Source organism: Mesorhizobium sp. WSM4813 (assembly GCF_055811555.1).
Genome location: NZ_JBVVQU010000031.1, coordinates 63,708 through 79,126 on the forward strand (window position 1 = coordinate 63,708; position 15,419 = coordinate 79,126).

Genomic DNA, 15,419 nt, shown 5'->3' on the forward strand with positions numbered 1-15,419 from the left:
GCACCCCTTGCCGTGGCTGCTAGGCGGAAATTCCGCCGCTGCCAAGCGTGACGTTGACGGTTACTTTTGACCCCGGCGACACCGACTTGGTCGTACGCCAGCTCCGGCCGCCAGGCTCGCGAACGAGGGCAACGAAGCCCAGCGCAGCCGCGTCCGGCTCGACCGTGATGGTTTTGGATGCGGTCTTTCCAGGTCCGATGGAGATCTGGTCGGATCCAATGAGATCGCCTCCGAGTGCGGAGCCGGCATCCCCCTGCAACGCGAAATAATCGGCCGAGTTGAATTTACCGGTGCTGCGCAGCCGCATCACGAGGACCGTCACGGGCCGGTCGCCGCCACCTGGTCCCGGGTTCATGCCGGCCGCGCCGGTCAGGTTGACGGTGACCGCAGATGGTTTTGGCGGACCGCTCTGGCAAGCCGCAAGCAGCCCGGTTGCGCCCAGGGCAACGATAAATTCGCGGCGATCGATCATGTTTCACTCCTCCTCATATGCATCCCGAAAATCAGCGCCGATTTCGCCGAGAAAGCTCGATTCCGCACTCTGGGCGATTTCACGATGGCGTTTCTGGTATAGCTCCCACAGCTTGGCGCTGCGCCCGCCCGAAAGCAGGGTGCCGATCGCAGAACTCGACTTGAGTTCTTCCTCGATCGCTGCCGGGTCAAAACGATCAATCATTCGCCGCAAGGCCGACTGCACGCCTCGCCAGGCGCGCACGTGATGTTGCGCGAGATCGCGGACCGAGTCGGCGATTGCCGCTTCGCCGGCCAGAAATCCGGGGCTGCGCTCGGCGATGATGGTCACGATGGCGTCGTCGACCGTCGGCAGAAACTTGAGCGGATTGACTTCAGAGGCCCCCACTACCGTCTGGGCGACCCGAGCGTTTCCCTTTTCCTCGGCTCGCTTGCGCAGCAGCTGCATCAGGCCTTCCATCATGAGGCGGTACTCGCGACCGAACTTCTCCATTTCGGCGACGCTGTCGCGTCCGGGAAAATCGGCTTCTTCAATGCCCATGCCACGCAAGAACGCGGTGCGAAGGGCCATGTTCGCCTGTTGCGCCGCTGCCGGGGAGGGGGCAGGTTTGGGAGCAACGCCAGCACGTGGCGGAGAGGGGATACCTGCCGCCTGGCCAGGCAAATCCCAGGGATTGGCCGGCTGCGGCCTTCCGGCGATGTGTTTGCGTTGACCGGTCGAGCCGGCGCCGTTTCGCAGATCGGGCGACGCGGCCGGCCCGAAACCGAAATCGTCATCGAATTCGGAGGACTTTACTGGAACGGACTCGGCTGCACCGGAAGGCACCGGATCGAGGCTGAATGGGTCTGCCGCACCCGGCGCACCACGTGGTTCGGAATAAACGGCGCCATTCGGCGCGGGCGTTGATACCGGGTCGAGGCTGAACGGGTCGTCGAAGGCAGGCGAACTGCGCTGGTTGGCGCGCTCGAACGCTCCTGGAATAGGCTGCTCGAACGGGTTCGGCAGATCGGCGGGACGCGGTCGGCGCGGCTCTTCTTCGACCGTGGCTGAAAAGAAATCGTCGCGGCCGATGCTTACCGGCGCTCGTGATGCCGGCGGCGACCGTTCCGCGAAGGATTGGCTGGCTGCCGGTGCTTGAGCGGCCGGCGTCTGCAGATCGACGGACACGATGTAGTCGCCCAGCCTCAGCCGCATGCCGTTTTGAAGGCGGACCGACGTTCCCGCGCCGAGCGGGCTGTCGGAGTCGTTTATGAACAAGCCGCTGCTTGATGTGTCGGTGACGAAATACCCATCCCGCCCGCCGGTGACCTTGCAATGGGCGCGTGAAACGAACATGTCGGGATCGTCGATCTGCCAGCCCGCGTCCGCGCTACGGCCGATCACCAGTTCACCCTCGTCCAGCCGGGTCTGCCGTACGGCCTGGGTGCGTGGCCCGTGCTCCAGCGTCAGCAGCAGACTCATGCCGCGACCTCCGCCATTTCCGGCCGCCATCCGACAATTGTCCGCAGCCGCATATCGTCAGCATCGCCCCTTTCGGCGGGCCGCGCAAGCCAGGTGGTTCGGCCGAGCTGTACCGCTCCGATGCGCGGCGGCGGCACTGCTTCACGCGCGAGCACGATCCGCAGATCGACGTCGAGCGATTCCCCAACCATGTCGCGAACAGCCTGCTTGAACATCTTCAGGCGTTGACCGCCCGGCAGGAACGTCTTGAACTCCTCATAGCCGAGCGGGCCGACGCGGAGTTCGATCCTGCTTTGGCGGCTGAAAACGCGCGGGCCGATCGTCGCCCCGCGACCCAGCACTGCGTAAGCTTGGGCAAGGCGGGTCTGGAGCGTCGCCGGTATGGTCATCCATGTGGCAACGAACTCCTTGATCTGGACCGGCACCTTGAACGCTTCCGCCAGGAACAGCGTCAGCCGCTCCGGACCGTCGACCTGGCTGGCGAGCGACGCGGCCTGGCGAAGCTTCACGGCATCGAGATCGGGATTCTGAGTGCCGGGTAGTCCGATGCCCGCCATGGCTTCAAGCATGGCCCTTACCCGGCCGCCTACCGCACGTTCGACCTGTACCGCCGGATGCGCGTCGGCCCAGGCCCGATAATACAGGGCGATCATGCGGTGCTGGAGAATATTAACGAAGTCGACGAACGTCGTGTCGCTGGTCTGCCGTGCATCAGCGCCGGTGAACCAGCGCTGCGACAGACGATCGAGCACCCAGCGTGTCAGATGAAGCGGCAGCGGGCCTTCCGGTCCCATCAGGCCGAGATTTGCAACCGTGACCCGGGCCGGCGTCCCGTCCTTCCCCGGCGTCTTGTCCTTCGCTTCGCGGAACGCAACCACGTCCTTGGCGGAAAAGCTAAGACGCACATGCTGCCCGAGCCTTGCCGGCTCGCGATCCGCGTGGCCGGAATAGCCGAACAGCCCGCCCCTCCGTTCGAGCCGGCGCAACAGTTCGAAAAAGTCGAACGTATCATCCAGCTCTTCGACCCGGTCCAGGTCGAATTTGTCTAGATCAGGTAGCGATTGCCGGGCGTCATCGGCCATGGCACATCCTCCTGCTTCTGCAGCAGCCGCGTGCGGGTCCGCACAAAGCCGTTTAGTCCGGCGTGACGGGCAAACAGCCGTGCAAGCAACGCTGAAAGCAGCAATGTGCTTTGCCCCGCCAGGACCGACTGGTCCACATGTAGCGTCACTTCCGTACCCCGTCCGAAGCACATCGGCCCATCGATCTGCAGCCGTTCGATGACGGACCGCGAGTCTATGCGAACGATCGAGTGCACATTGCGGGCAAGGCTTGGATCGCCCCGGTCGGCATAAAGATCGAGCAGCGCATGCAACGGGTCGACACCGCGACCTTCCTTGGCAAGGCTGAGAAAGTTGAGCGCCAGCTGCGCCACCAGCCGCCATGCGAGATTATCGGCTCGGGATTCGCCTTCGGCGCCCGCCGGCAGCGCGGCCGGGATAGCCGGCTGAGGCGGGTGCAAAGCACCGATAAGCCGGATCGTTTCGACCGGATCACCTGTCTCCAGCGTCAAAGTAGGGGTGTCGTCGAGGATCGGCAGGTCCCGGTTGGTGCAAAGTGCGGTAATGTCGAGGCGCTTCAGCGGCCGGTTCGCCAGACTTCCGACCGGCCGTGAAACCGATAGGAAAACGTCGTCTCCGGTGTATGAAGTGCGGGTCAGCCCGTCGCGCCGTTCATCTTCGGTGGCCCGGCGAGGCCGCCGTTCGGTGGAATAGACCCAGCCATTGCTGCGGTTTTGCCCCAGGCTGAAGAGCTCCGGAATTTGGGCGTCGGGACCCTCGGCGTCGGCGTCCTCGACGCGGGTCACCCGATAGATTTCAAAGTCTCGCGCCCGCGTGCGGTCGGCATGCAGCACTTGCCGCGTTCTGCGCGGATCAAGCTCGATGACGTTGCAGTCACGCTCGAAGAGGTTGATGATCGGCGTCGCAAAAAGTTCGAAATCCGCCGGCGTCACATCGGCAAGTTCGGGTACTGGGCGCCGGAACATGAAGATGATCTCGACCCCGGCGTCGCATCTGCGCACGACCGATTGCAGTCCTGAAACCCGCACGTAGTGAAAGCGCTCGGGCATCATGAAATATTCGCGCAGCAGACGGTACCCTTCGAATGTCGGACGGGTACGAGGCATCAACGCCTCGTCGTCGCTTATGCCGACCATTTCGGGTCCCGGCAACGGCGATAGCGGATTGGCCTTGCCCTCGGCTCGTGCACCAACGGCCGAGCAGGCGCCGAAAATCGCGTCGAACAGCAATGGCGCTTTGCTACGCCCGGCAAAATATAAATCAAGCCGGTCGAGCGCCAGTTCGTCGAGCCTGCCTTTTCCGGCCCGACCCAGCGTGATGCGCAGCGCCGCCTCGCCGCCAACGCCGCCGATCGGTGTTATGCCGGCCGCTGCCAACCCGCTGCGATCCTGGAAATAGCTGACCGACGTAATCGTTATCGGCCACAGCGTCATTTCCTGCGTGGTGGTAAATGTGCAGCGCGTCGACAGGCCGGGTTGCAGACTGGACACCAGCCGGGTGTTCCGCTTGACGACATGGCCGGCAATCATCGACTGGACCTGCTGGCCCGGTTTCAGCACTGCCATCGCCGTTGCCGGCGCCGGCGTAACCAGATCGGGATAGAGGACATCCAGGACGCTGCGTGAAAACCGCGAACGCTCGGCATCGACTTTCAACCGGGTGCGCGCAGCGAGGAAAGCGACGCCGTCAAGCAGCCGCTCGACATACGGATCCGGGCAGGGGACAGTATCCAGCGAAAGATTGCGCGCCACCGCCGGATGCATGTCGGCGAATTCCGCCGCGAGTCCGCGGATATGGGTCAGTTCCTCCTCGTAATATTCTACGAAGACCCGATCCATCTCAGCTGTCCCTAAATTCGGTCCGCGCCAGGCCGTTATCGAGATTGATCGTGGTGCGCAGGCGCATGCGTTCCGGCGTCGGCGTCATGATCAGCACGGCGTCTATCTCGATCTTCAGGCCCACACTTTTGTCACCAAGGGTCACCGTCACCTCGGTTGCGCTTTCCTTGAGACGGGGCTCGAACGTGGCAAGGACCGAGCGGATCTCGCGCGCCAGGGTCTCGCGATCAAAGTCGCGGGACGAGTGGCCTGAGAAGGAAGGCACGCCGTAGTTGACCACACTTCGGCGCACCTCGGGAAAATCGGCCAGCGAAGGCGGATTGTCTGCGGCCTGTTCGCTTTCGAAATCGGAAAGAAGCGGAACAGCTTCGAAACGCTCGGTGTTGAACAAGGCCTCAATGTCGCGCCGCACAGCCTCCTTGAGGACGCGGGCCGATACGACCACGCCACGGCTTTCGATCTCCGCGCGGTGTTGGATCTGAAAGGCCAGGCGATGCAGACGCCGCTTTTGATCGGGTGTCAGCTCCGCGTCGGTATCGATAAGCCGCGCGCTGCCCGCCAGCAGGGTATCCAGCCGGTCCGCACCAAGCTCGTCCTGTAAGGTCTGGCGCAGCCCGTCTATCTCGGAGGTCACGCCCGGCAGGTCGTTGACGAGGCGGTCCCAAAGCGAGGGCTGGACCGCTTCGCGTTTCGCTCGCGAACTGCCGGTAACCTGTAGCTTGTCCGCGCCGGGCCGCCGGGCCTCACTTGCCGACATAGACATCCATTTCGATTTCGTCATCCTTGTCATAGACGAACTTGATCTTCTTGTAGGCGAAGCTGACCTCCTCCTCGATCAGGTCCGCTTCATCTTCGGCCTGTTGCATGTCGTATTCCATTATGGAAGCGTCGGTCAGGGTAACGACCAGATAGTCGCTGGTCTCGCCATCGATGGTCCGGCGGGCGGAGAACACAACTTCGTCCAGCGCCTTGTTGTCGAACAGCGCCTTTTTCAGATAGGGCGAGGACTTGTCATAATGCTTGGTGAACTTGATCATCCCCAGGGACACACGACCGCGGCGTGAGAGCGAATTCGGATCGTACGGTGCGATTATCTTGTAATCGACCCCATGGACTTCGATTTCATCCTCGTGGCCGTCTCGAACGCTTGGACCTTTGATATCCGGAACCTTTAGAAAACCATCAATTTTCACTGGCATTGTCTTTCTCCACCGCTTTCAAACAGAACAAGGTGTGGTTGCTGCGAATCAAGTCTTTACGGACGGGAGTTCCGACACCAGCCGGAGCGAAGCGTTGATGCCCTCCAGCTGGTAATGCGGACGCAGGTAGAAGCGAGCATTGTAGTAGCCCGGCCGTCCTTCCACGCTGTCCACCTGGACCTCGGCCGCAGCAAGCGGGCGCTTGGCGCGCGCCTTGTCGTCCGCAAAGGCCGGGTTGGCCAGCACGTATCGGTTGATCCACTCGGTCAACCAGATCTGCATGTCGGAGCGTTCCTTGAACGACCCGATCTTGTCGCGCGCGATGGCCTTGAGGTAGTGCGCAAAGCGCGAAACCGGGAAAAGATAGGGCAGGTTGGCGCTCAGTCGTTCATTTGACTGTGCGTCGGGATCGACCAGCCGCCCGGCACGTGTCTCGTCGTCCTGCAGCGAATGCGCACCGATGAAAGCCGCGAGATCCGTGTTTTTCCTGTGCAGGATGGGCATCAGCCCCAGCTTGGCCAGTTCTGCCTCGCGCCGGTCGTCGATGGCGACTTCCGTCGGACATTTCATCGCGATTGACCCGTCGTCGGTCGGGAAGCTGTGCACCGGCAGGTTGAGCACCGTGCCGCCATTCTCGACGCCGCGGATCTGCGTGCCCCAACCGTAGAGCTTATGGCTGCGGTTGATGTTGACGCCCATCGGGAAGGCGGCATTCATCCAGACATATTTGTTGTGGTCGCCCTGCACCTCTTCCTCGAAGGTGAAGCCCTTCACCGGAACGGTGTCGGTGCCGTAGGGCAGCCGCGCCAGCACACGCGGCATGGTGAGGCCGATATAGCGCGCATCCTCGCTCTCGCGAAGCGATTGCCAGGAGGCATAGGCCGGGTTCGACACGATCATCTGCAGGTCCTGCGGGTTCGGCAGTTCCTGCCAGCTGTCCATGCGAAACAGGCGGGGCGAGGCGGCCGCGATGAACGGCGTATGCGCGGAGGCACACACACCCGACATATTGCGCAGCAGGCCGACGTCACGCGGATGGTTCGAGAATTCGTAGGCGCCGATCAGGCAACCGATCGGCTCGCCACCCAGCATCGAATACTCGTCCGTATAGACCTTCTTGAAGATCGGGCTCTGATCCCACATCTGCCCTTCATAGTCTTCAAGCGTGTCGGCGAGCTGCTCCTTGGAAATGTTCATCACCCGGATCTTCAGCTTCTGATCCGTTTCGGTGTTGTTGACGAGATACCAGAGGCCGCGCCAAGTGCCTTCCATTTCGCGCACTTCCGGCGCGTGCAGGATCTCGTTGACCTGTTCCGACAACATCTTGTCGATGCCTGCGATCAGCGACTTGATCGACTTGATCGCGTTGGACGAGATGGTTGTGGTATCGGAACGGGACTGCGCCGCCAGCGCAAGATTGCGCACGAGTTGCTGCAGCTTCTCGCTGTCGTCCTTCTTGACCTTGAAATCCTTCTCGAGGAGCCCGCTGAATTCTCCGAGGTCGATGGCTTCCGCCTCAGCGGCAACGGCTGCGGTTTTTTGTTGTTCGGCCATGATTTACTCCTGAACCTTGTCGTCGTCGGATAATGCCTGGTTGGCGATCTTGCCGAGAAGCGGCTCGTTATTCAGAAGTTGCGCTATGCGCTTTTCGGCGTCGACACGGCCGTCCATGAAGCCGAGCAGTTCCTCGAGCTGACGACGCATCTTGAGGATTTCGGCCAATTGCGGGACTTGCTCGGCGATCTTGTCCGGCGCGAAATCACCCATTTTGGTGAAGGTGAGGTCAAGCGCCAGTTCCTCGTCCCGTTCGGCCCCTTCAGCCTGGGGTAGTGTATTCTTCACACGGGCTTTCACGCGTGGCCCGAGTGCCTCCATGAACTTCGGGAAGCGGTTGGCGTCGGTCTCGACAAAGGCGCGGTCCAACACCGATTTCGACGCTTCCCTGGTCTGTGAAGCGCCGGAGAGGTCGGCCATCACACCCATGACAAACGGCAGTTCGATCGTCGTCGGGCTGCCGTAGGTCTCCACATCATAGGCGATCTGCACGCGCGGTGCGCGATTTCGTTCGATGACCTTCGCTTTGCTTTCGGCTACCATGGCTTGTTACCTTTCATCCTTCTGAGCCGCCTTCTTGGCATCGGGAACGCCGGCAAGAAGCCGGAATTCCTTCAGCCCCGACGGGGCGAGATCTTCCATCAGTTCAACAAAATCCATATGCACCATCCGGCGCACGCGCCGCGCGAGGTGCGGGATCGGGCTCGACGGTTCGGTGCGGTCATAGAAGGCGACGACGAGGTCGAGGCATTTCACGACGTCGTCGCGCGAGGAAATCCGGTCGGGTAGGCTGCTGCTGGCGGGCTCCGCGTAGCTTGCCACACTTGCCATAGGATCGGCTCCATGACCGTTTCGAGCAGGCGTTGCCGGTTCCGCAGGTGCCGAAACTGGCTTCGCGGCGCCATTCGCGGCGGCCCCGGCGGCCGAGTTTCGTTCGAGGGTCGTCAGTACACGCTGCAGAAACCGTTTCAATTCCGGAGCGGTGGAGCCACCTTCGACGCGAGCGTTGAGGGCGGCCTCGACCGCATCGAGAGCCGCGATCGCGGCGCGGGCGTCGGCGATGAGCGACGTCATCTCCGCGCCGGCCTGATCGATCTGTGTCGCGCATGCGCTGCGCACCCGGTTCAACAGTTGGCTGTGTGCGCTCGCCAGCGCTGCCTTTTCGGCCGCGTTCAGCCCCGAGGCAGCCTCCAGCAGCATGACGCGCTCTTCGAGGGAACCCTTCTCCAGGTCCTCGCCGAGGACCGGCCCGATGGCGCGCGGCGCGAAAAACGTCATTTTCCGCAGGTCCTTGAGCAGGCCATCCTGGCTGTTCTGAAGGTCAGTCAGCGCATTGATGCGGCGCAAGGCGGCGTCGCGTGGCGTGGCACCGGACCGCAGGGCCGGGTGCATGGTTGCCCAGTGCTGATCGAAGGTCTGCGCTATGAGGGTCAGGCCCTCAGCCAGCCCGGCCAGCCGATACTCGTTGGCCAGAGCACGCGTAACGATGACGAGGAGGCGCAGGTCCCGGCCGTGTGGACGCAGCTCTTCGGCCTTGGTGAGCACGGTGGACCAGTCGATCGGAACGGCAACTTCTAACTTGGCGTTCCCTTGATACTCGACCTTTTTCTGCTGTTCCGTCAGACGTTCCAGCTCATGAAAGGCTGGATCGTTGCGCAAATCCTCCCCTGACGGATTTTCACCGTCCAACGGATTCAGCCAGAGTGCGAGATCAATCACACCATCCCCCAGCGAGCGGCTCTTGGGCCGTGCGTGACCCAACGTTACCACACCGCGACACTTTACCACAATTTAGTTGCTGCTCAATCTTAATGGAAGCTTGCAAGCCGGTGCCTGAGCTCGAAATCGCTGGTCGCAATTGTCGAACCCTGTATGTGAAGGCATCGCGAGCTGGGCACTCCGCGGCTGTTTGTAGCCGATGGCGTCGGCTTCTGCTGGGAGGGAAGAAGTCGACCGGTTCGAACACCCAGACGCCCCGTGGATAACGCTCCTTTGTCAAGTCGCCGCTTATGTGGCAGTTTGTTGACTGGCAGATTGGAGGAGCAAGTTCGATGGAACAGCGCCGGTCGTCGCAGAGCTTTAAACGCAAGGAACTGGTCGCCAAACTCAATCCTGTCTGTTTGCGCGCCTTCAAGGCGGCCGGCGACGCCGCCAAATTGCGCGGCAATCCCTATGTCGAACTCGTCCACTGGATCGAACAGCTAGTGCTTTCCGAGCGCTCGGACATGCAGCTGATAATTGCCGACGCCGGAGTGGATCTGAGCCGGCTATCGGCCGACATGACCCGCGCTGTCGATAAGCTGCCTTATGGCGCAACCTCGATCGAGGAACTTTCCGATCATATCTTCCACGCCATCAAGGAAGCCTGGAACCTGGCGGCGCTGGAGTTCAGCGTAGAGGAGGTCCGCAGCGCCCATATCATCCTAGCCTGCCTGAAGACGCCGGTGCTGGACGGCCTGCTGTCGAAGATCAGCGGCGAGTTCGACAGGATCGATGCCGACGCGGTCATCGCGCGCTTCGCCGAGGTGACGGAGGGTTCGCTCGAGGCCGGCTCCCCCGCGGCAGCTCCCACCGCCGAAACACCGCGGCGGGCTGCGGGCGGGGATTCGGCGCTGGCGAAGTATGCGATCGACCTGACCCAGCGCGCCCGCGACGGCAAGATCGATCCGGTCGTCGGGCGCGATCCCGAGATCAGGCAGATCGTCGATATCCTGATGCGACGCCGGCAAAACAACCCGATCCTGACCGGCGAGGCCGGGGTCGGCAAAACCGCGGTCGTGGAGGGCTTTGCCTTGCGCATCGCCGAGGGCGACGTGCCGCCGACGCTGCAGGGCGTCAGCGTACGCATGCTCGATGTCGGCCTGATGCAGGCGGGCGCAAGCGTAAAGGGCGAATTCGAAAAACGGCTGAAGGCGGTCATTGACGAGGTCCAATCCTCAGAGACGCCGGTCATACTCTTCATTGACGAAGCTCACACCTTGATCGGCGCCGGCGGCGCGGCAGGGACCGGTGATGCGGCCAATCTGCTGAAGCCGGCGCTGGCACGCGGTGAGCTTCGCACGATCGCAGCAACGACCTGGGCCGAATACAAGCAGCACATCGAGAAGGACCCGGCACTCACCCGCCGCTTCCAGGTCGTCAAGATAGATGAGCCGTCGGAAGCGGTGGCTGTTCTCATGCTGCGCGGTGTGGCCGGTGTCCTCGAGCAGCATCACAAGGTGCAGATCCTCGATGAGGCGATCGAGGCGGCGGTCAACCTGTCCCACCGCTACATCCCGGCGCGGCAACTGCCCGACAAGGCCGTGAGCCTTCTCGACACCGCCTGCGCCCGTGTCGCCATTTCGCAGCATGCCACCCCGGCGGAGGTGGAGGACATTATGCGCCGCCGCCAGGCGCTGGAGGTCGAGCGCGCCATCATCGGCCGCGAGGCAGCTATCGGCATCGGCGTGGCCGACCGGCAGGCTCGGGTCGAAACCGGGCTTGCCGAGACCGAACTCACGCTTGCTGCAGCGCAGGAACGTTGGGATCGGGAAAAGGCGCTGGTTGGCGAGATACTCGAATTGCGCGCCAGGCTGCGCGGCGAGGGTGTGCCGCTCGATGCCGTGGAGCCTCCGGAGGCGGTCGCCGAAACCGCAAGCGCCGATGTATCTGAGATCAAAGCGCCCAAAACCGATGCGGATCAAACGGCCACTGCCGATCCTTCTCCACCCGATCCGGCTGCCGATCTCGCGCGGCTGCGGGAGCTGATGGCCGAACTCGCACAAGCGCAGGGCGAAACGCCGCTGATCCTGCCGTCAGTCGACCGCAACGCCGTGGCTGCCGTGGTACAGGACTGGACCGGCATCCCGACCGGCCGGATGCTGTCGAGCCAGACCGAAAAGGCGCTGCGGCTTGCCGCCACTCTGTCCGAACGCGTAGTCGGTCAGGACCACGCCATGGAAATGATTGCCAAGCGCGTGCAGACCAGCCGGGCCGGGCTCGGCGCGCCCGAAAAACCAGTGGGGGTTTTTCTACTCTGCGGTCCCTCGGGCGTCGGCAAGACCGAAACCGCGCTGGCCCTGGCCGAGACGCTCTATGGCGGCGAGCAGAACCTCATTTCGATCAATATGTCGGAGTTCCAGGAGGCGCATACGGTCTCTACCTTGAAGGGCGCGCCACCCGGATATGTCGGCTACGGCAAGGGCGGCATCCTGACCGAGGCGGTCCGGCGCAAGCCCTATTCGGTGATCCTGCTTGACGAGGTCGAGAAAGCACATCCGGACGTGCATGAAATCTTCTTCCAGGTCTTCGACAAGGGAATGATGGACGACAGTGAAGGCCGCCGGATCGATTTCAAAAACACGCTGATCCTGCTCACCTCGAACGTTGGCTCCGAAGTCATCATGGACCGGACCAGAAGCGGAACCGTACGGGCGGGGCTCGACGATCTCGACACAGCATTGCGCAGCCCGCTGTTGAAGGTTTTCCCAGCAGCCTTCCTGGGCCGGGTGGTAACCATCCCCTACTACCCGCTCTCGGACATGATGATCGAGGCGATCACCCGCCATCAGTTCGCCAAGATCGCCCGCCGGCTGCGCTTAAGCAACGATGCCGAGTTGGTGATCGGTGACGGCGTCATGGATCTGGTCAAGGCCCGCTGCACCGAGATAGAATCCGGCGGGCGGATGATTGACGCCATTTTGACGAACACGCTTCTGCCGGAATTGAGCCGCGGCGTGCTGAACCGGTCGCTCGAGGGCGAAAAGATGACGAAGGTGACAGTCGGAGCCTCCGAAGGAGGTTTCACCTATTCTTTCGAATAGCTCAGCACTGTCTTCCGCATCGCCTGCGCGATCAGTCCGCCGGCAGTCAAGCCCAGAGCAAGGGCGACGTACGTGGCGGCAATGGAGCGCTTCGAAAGCACGGTCTCCCAGCCTGGGGTGAGCCGCTTCGGCACGACGAGATAATCCACGACGGCTGCAATCATGGCCACCGCCGAGGCATCGCGCAGCATCAGCAGCGGCGACCGCTGAGGGTTTCGGGCGAGCCAAGCCTCGAACGGCGCGGCCCAGAACATGGCCGAGGCATGGTGGGTGCCGAAGCCCACCGCAGTGTGTGCGAGGTCGGCTTTGCTGACCGCACCGGCTTTATCGCCGTGCAGCCAGTGGCTGGTGGCGTTGGTCGGCTGCAGTGCGGATTTGCCTTCGGCTTTGGCCAGAAGGGCTAGAACCGCCGCCGTCACAAAGCTTGCGACCGTGCCCGTCACGGCCGTCGAAAGTCCCACATTCAAAAACCCGTTCACCTAAACCTCCGTAAAAACCAGTCCGCCCTCCCTAAATCACCGAACCTGACCTCGGTTCCATGTCGGCGATGCTGCGGGCTGAGTTGCTGGACCGCCTTCTCTCCGGCGCCAATTCTCCGAGATCCCTATCACCCCTGGACAACATGAACATCATGCTGGCAACGTATAACCGGCGGAGGATCAAGACGGCAGCACATTGAGCACCCATAGACTGCCGCCTACAATTTCCACACTGCTTATATGCTTTTGAGCCCGGCGACGCCGTCAGATCTCGAAAGGAGGTTCAATTCCGAGCGCAGATGGTTCGGGTCGGACAGCGCCGTTTCGATCGTCGCATGGAGATGCCGCCAGATCGGCACCGCGTCGGCCAGAACCGCCCGGCCGGCTGGCGTCAGCCGCAGCAGTCGAGCGCGCCTGTCCGTTGGATCGGGCACCGTATCGACGAGGCCACGACGCTCCAACGGCTTGAGATTGGTGGTCAAGGTCGTCCTGTCCATCACCAGCAGCGCCGCCACGCTGCCGAGGTTCGGTGGTTTCGGCCGATTGAGCGACATAAGGATAGAGAACTGTCCGCTGGTGATGCCGGCGGGCTTCAGCGCGACATCGAAATGGCGTGCGAGCGCACGCGCCGCCCTCTGCGCATGCAGGCACAGGCAGGTGTCACGCACCAGAAGGGTGGTTTCGAAGGCAAGGTCGGCAGGAGCGTGCATCTGAAAGGTTGACATCCATAGGCTCCTTACGTTGATATCAACATAGATGAAGAAGGGTCAATCGTCGGCCGCTTTCCCAAGGATCTGAGACCAATCAAATGGAGACGACCATGAAGATCGTGACCAGCCTGAGCTTCCAGGGCCAGTGCCGCGAGGCATTCGAGTTCTACGCCAAGGTCCTGGGCGGAAAAATCACTGCCGCCATGCCCTATGGCGATGCGCCCCCCGGCATGCCGATCACTGATGAAAAGTACAAGACTTGGCTGATGCACTGCTGGCTCGATGTCGGGGATCAGGCGCTGATGGGTGCCGACATGGACGTCGGATGGGCACCCAACATCGACAAAGCGAAGAACGGTTTCGACGTCACCCTGCACACCGAGGACAAGGCCGAAGCCCAACGCTGGTTCGATCAACTGTCTGACGGCGGCAAGGCTGTCATGCCATTCGGCGAGACCTTCTGGTCGCCCGGCTTCGGCTCCCTGGTCGACAGGTTTGGCGTCCCGTGGATGGTCAACGTCATTCCATCGGCTGACTGGAGGCAGTCGCAGGGCTGATGCTGGCCAAAGAACCCGGTAGCCGGTTGCCTTGCCCGGGTTCTTCGCCGGTGAATTCAAAGCCGCTCACCTCAGTCCCCGCGGCGCCTAACATTCCAAGCTCTCCGCGCCCGCGCGGCAGGGTAAATTTGCGACAGTCCTTCGGCGAACATTGGCGCCGACACGGAAACGAATGAGAGACGCCTGGTTGATGGTAGGGTGTGGGTCAAGAGCGGGCCGGCAGCCTCTGGGTTCATTTCAACCTGCTGGGGCCAGGTCACGAACTGACCCAATCCTGACCCATTTGCCCCCAGAAACCGGACATTGGGCTCAACCGGAACACCTGACCCAATGCGGTCTTTCAGTTGCGAGCGTCGCTTGCTGGAGCTGCGTTGGTCAGTCGGAGGCCAATGGCATTTTTAATGGAACGCTAATATACATGTCGAACGAGCGGCGCCTGCCAAATACTTGATGAATGCCCTGCGAACATTCATCTTCACGGCAATGTGTATCGCCACGGCAACTTCCGCTAGCGCCCATGATTGGTACGAAGACAGGATTGACCCGCAGACGAGCTTCAAGTGTTGCGGTGGCTCCGATTGCCACGCCATACCTCGGTCTTCGGTCCGGTCCAGGATAGACGGTGGTTACAATTACTTGCCGCTAATTTCACAATCCCACGGGACCGTGTGCAGGAATCCCGGGACGGACAATACCACATTTGCGAGAGTACCTACGTTGTAACTAATCAGTTTTATTGGCCTTGCTTTTTCGCACCTCGTATAAATGTATCACTACTTGTCCGACATTAAGGTAATAGTGGGTCGCCGGTAGCATGGAGCCCTCGTCGTCGACACCGTCGCGGGATGGGGCGAAGCGCCGACCATACTGCCTGAGTTCCTTGCAGGCCGGACAGTGAAGCTGGACCAGCCCCAGCGTTTCGGCCGGAGAAGCAGCTGTTGTGATCGATCATCCGGGGAACATTTCCGTCAGCCTTCAATTAAAGCAGAGAAGCTGGCTTGGAGCAGATCAATGGGTATTTTTTCCGACCTCGACAAAAAACTGACGGAAAATCTCTACGCGCACGGCAACGACCTCATCGATCCTGCTGCGGATCTTCCCGAGAATATCGAGGAGCGGGTCGAACTCTTGATGTCGTTCGTTCAGCCAGAGGCTCGCGAGTTGGTCCGATCGCAAATCCTTGGCCTCATTAGAGCGTCGGACGCTCAGGTTGAATCGAGAGGGGATTCCAGTGAGGCGACGTTCGTGATTCACTTCCTGTAGGA

14 protein-coding genes are annotated in these 15,419 nt (G+C 61.8%); 2 read left to right on the plus strand and 12 right to left on the minus strand.

The features are described from left to right. Positions 1 to 19: 19 nt before the first annotated feature. From tssJ to tssA, 9 genes are read right to left on the minus strand one after another with little or no spacing between them, the layout of a single operon-like run. Positions 20 to 472: a type VI secretion system lipoprotein TssJ gene (tssJ, locus tag AC0L25_RS19045; RefSeq protein ID WP_065006842.1), complete on the minus strand. Its 453-nt coding sequence runs from the start codon at positions 470 to 472 to the stop codon at positions 20 to 22. A 3-nt stretch (positions 473 to 475) separates the two neighbouring features. Then, positions 476 to 1,933, minus strand: coding sequence for a type VI secretion system-associated FHA domain protein TagH (gene tagH / locus AC0L25_RS19050; protein WP_473596931.1), 1,458 nt, complete (start codon positions 1,931 to 1,933; stop codon positions 476 to 478). Continuing rightward, entirely contained in the window at positions 1,930 to 3,015 is a 1,086-nt protein-coding gene (gene tssG, locus AC0L25_RS19055) for a type VI secretion system baseplate subunit TssG (protein ID WP_473596933.1), read from the minus strand. The genes tagH and tssG overlap by 4 nt, the downstream gene beginning before the upstream one ends. Further along, the gene (gene tssF / locus AC0L25_RS19060; protein ID WP_473596934.1) at positions 2,979 to 4,853 is read right to left on the minus strand and encodes a type VI secretion system baseplate subunit TssF; all 1,875 of its coding nucleotides are present in this window, start codon (positions 4,851 to 4,853) and stop codon (positions 2,979 to 2,981) included. The genes tssG and tssF overlap by 37 nt, the downstream gene beginning before the upstream one ends. A gap of 1 nt (position 4,854) precedes the next feature. Then, positions 4,855 to 5,610: a type VI secretion system baseplate subunit TssE gene (gene tssE, locus AC0L25_RS19065; protein ID WP_473596945.1), complete on the minus strand. Its 756-nt coding sequence runs from the start codon at positions 5,608 to 5,610 to the stop codon at positions 4,855 to 4,857. Beyond that, positions 5,597 to 6,052, minus strand: coding sequence for an Hcp family type VI secretion system effector (locus AC0L25_RS19070; RefSeq protein WP_095519759.1), 456 nt, complete (start codon positions 6,050 to 6,052; stop codon positions 5,597 to 5,599). Before AC0L25_RS19070 ends, tssE begins: the two co-directional genes overlap by 14 nt. 48 nt (positions 6,053 to 6,100) lie before the next feature. Then, a complete protein-coding gene (tssC, locus tag AC0L25_RS19075) occupies positions 6,101 to 7,606 on the minus strand; it encodes a type VI secretion system contractile sheath large subunit (protein WP_473596935.1) in 1,506 nt (501 codons plus the stop codon). A 3-nt stretch (positions 7,607 to 7,609) separates the two neighbouring features. Next, on the minus strand, positions 7,610 to 8,149 hold the full coding sequence (gene tssB / locus AC0L25_RS19080) for a type VI secretion system contractile sheath small subunit (protein ID WP_473596936.1): 540 nt from the start codon (positions 8,147 to 8,149) through the stop codon (positions 7,610 to 7,612). Between the two features lie 6 nt (positions 8,150 to 8,155). After that, positions 8,156 to 9,325 carry a type VI secretion system protein TssA gene (tssA, locus tag AC0L25_RS19085; RefSeq protein ID WP_473596937.1) on the minus strand — a complete coding sequence of 390 codons (1,170 nt, stop codon included), beginning with the start codon at positions 9,323 to 9,325 and terminating at the stop codon, positions 8,156 to 8,158. Positions 9,326 to 9,657: 332 nt separating this feature from the next. On the opposite strand from tssA, the gene tssH reads away from it, so the two are divergent. Beyond that, positions 9,658 to 12,408, plus strand: coding sequence for a type VI secretion system ATPase TssH (gene tssH, locus AC0L25_RS19090; RefSeq protein ID WP_473596938.1), 2,751 nt, complete (start codon positions 9,658 to 9,660; stop codon positions 12,406 to 12,408). Here the strand turns inward: tssH and AC0L25_RS19095 are convergent. Both AC0L25_RS19095 and AC0L25_RS19100 read right to left on the minus strand, forming a co-directional pair. Then, the gene (locus AC0L25_RS19095; protein WP_473596939.1) at positions 12,393 to 12,887 is read right to left on the minus strand and encodes a hypothetical protein; all 495 of its coding nucleotides are present in this window, start codon (positions 12,885 to 12,887) and stop codon (positions 12,393 to 12,395) included. The two genes, tssH and AC0L25_RS19095, sit on opposite strands and share 16 nt — an antisense overlap. Positions 12,888 to 13,123: 236 nt before the next feature. Continuing rightward, on the minus strand, positions 13,124 to 13,597 hold the full coding sequence (locus AC0L25_RS19100; protein WP_473596946.1) for a MarR family winged helix-turn-helix transcriptional regulator: 474 nt from the start codon (positions 13,595 to 13,597) through the stop codon (positions 13,124 to 13,126). A gap of 110 nt (positions 13,598 to 13,707) precedes the next feature. On the opposite strand from AC0L25_RS19100, the gene AC0L25_RS19105 reads away from it, so the two are divergent. Continuing rightward, complete coding sequence (locus AC0L25_RS19105) at positions 13,708 to 14,154, plus strand: VOC family protein (protein WP_473596940.1); 447 nt, start codon at positions 13,708 to 13,710, stop codon at positions 14,152 to 14,154. Between the two features lie 1,008 nt (positions 14,155 to 15,162). Here the strand turns inward: AC0L25_RS19105 and AC0L25_RS19110 are convergent. Then, a partial coding sequence (locus tag AC0L25_RS19110; RefSeq protein WP_473596941.1) for a hypothetical protein occupies positions 15,163 to 15,419 on the minus strand: 257 nt, incomplete at its 5' end.

Bases quoted from the DNA above. Each gene is read 5' to 3' on its own strand.
- tssJ (WP_065006842.1), bottom strand. From the start codon at position 472: ATGATCGATCGCCGCGAATTTATCGTTGCCCTGGGCGCAACCGGGCTG.
- tagH (WP_473596931.1), bottom strand. From the start codon at position 1,933: ATGAGTCTGCTGCTGACGCTGGAGCACGGGCCACGCACCCAGGCCGTA.
- tssG (WP_473596933.1), bottom strand. From the start codon at position 3,015: ATGGCCGATGACGCCCGGCAATCGCTACCTGATCTAGACAAATTCGAC.
- tssF (WP_473596934.1), bottom strand. From the start codon at position 4,853: ATGGATCGGGTCTTCGTAGAATATTACGAGGAGGAACTGACCCATATC.
- tssE (WP_473596945.1), bottom strand. From the start codon at position 5,610: ATGTCGGCAAGTGAGGCCCGGCGGCCCGGCGCGGACAAGCTACAGGTT.
- AC0L25_RS19070 (WP_095519759.1), bottom strand. From the start codon at position 6,052: ATGCCAGTGAAAATTGATGGTTTTCTAAAGGTTCCGGATATCAAAGGT.
- tssC (WP_473596935.1), bottom strand. From the start codon at position 7,606: ATGGCCGAACAACAAAAAACCGCAGCCGTTGCCGCTGAGGCGGAAGCC.
- tssB (WP_473596936.1), bottom strand. From the start codon at position 8,149: ATGGTAGCCGAAAGCAAAGCGAAGGTCATCGAACGAAATCGCGCACCG.
- tssH (WP_473596938.1), top strand. From the start codon at position 9,658: ATGGAACAGCGCCGGTCGTCGCAGAGCTTTAAACGCAAGGAACTGGTC.
- AC0L25_RS19100 (WP_473596946.1), bottom strand. From the start codon at position 13,597: ATGCACGCTCCTGCCGACCTTGCCTTCGAAACCACCCTTCTGGTGCGT.
- AC0L25_RS19105 (WP_473596940.1), top strand. From the start codon at position 13,708: ATGAAGATCGTGACCAGCCTGAGCTTCCAGGGCCAGTGCCGCGAGGCA.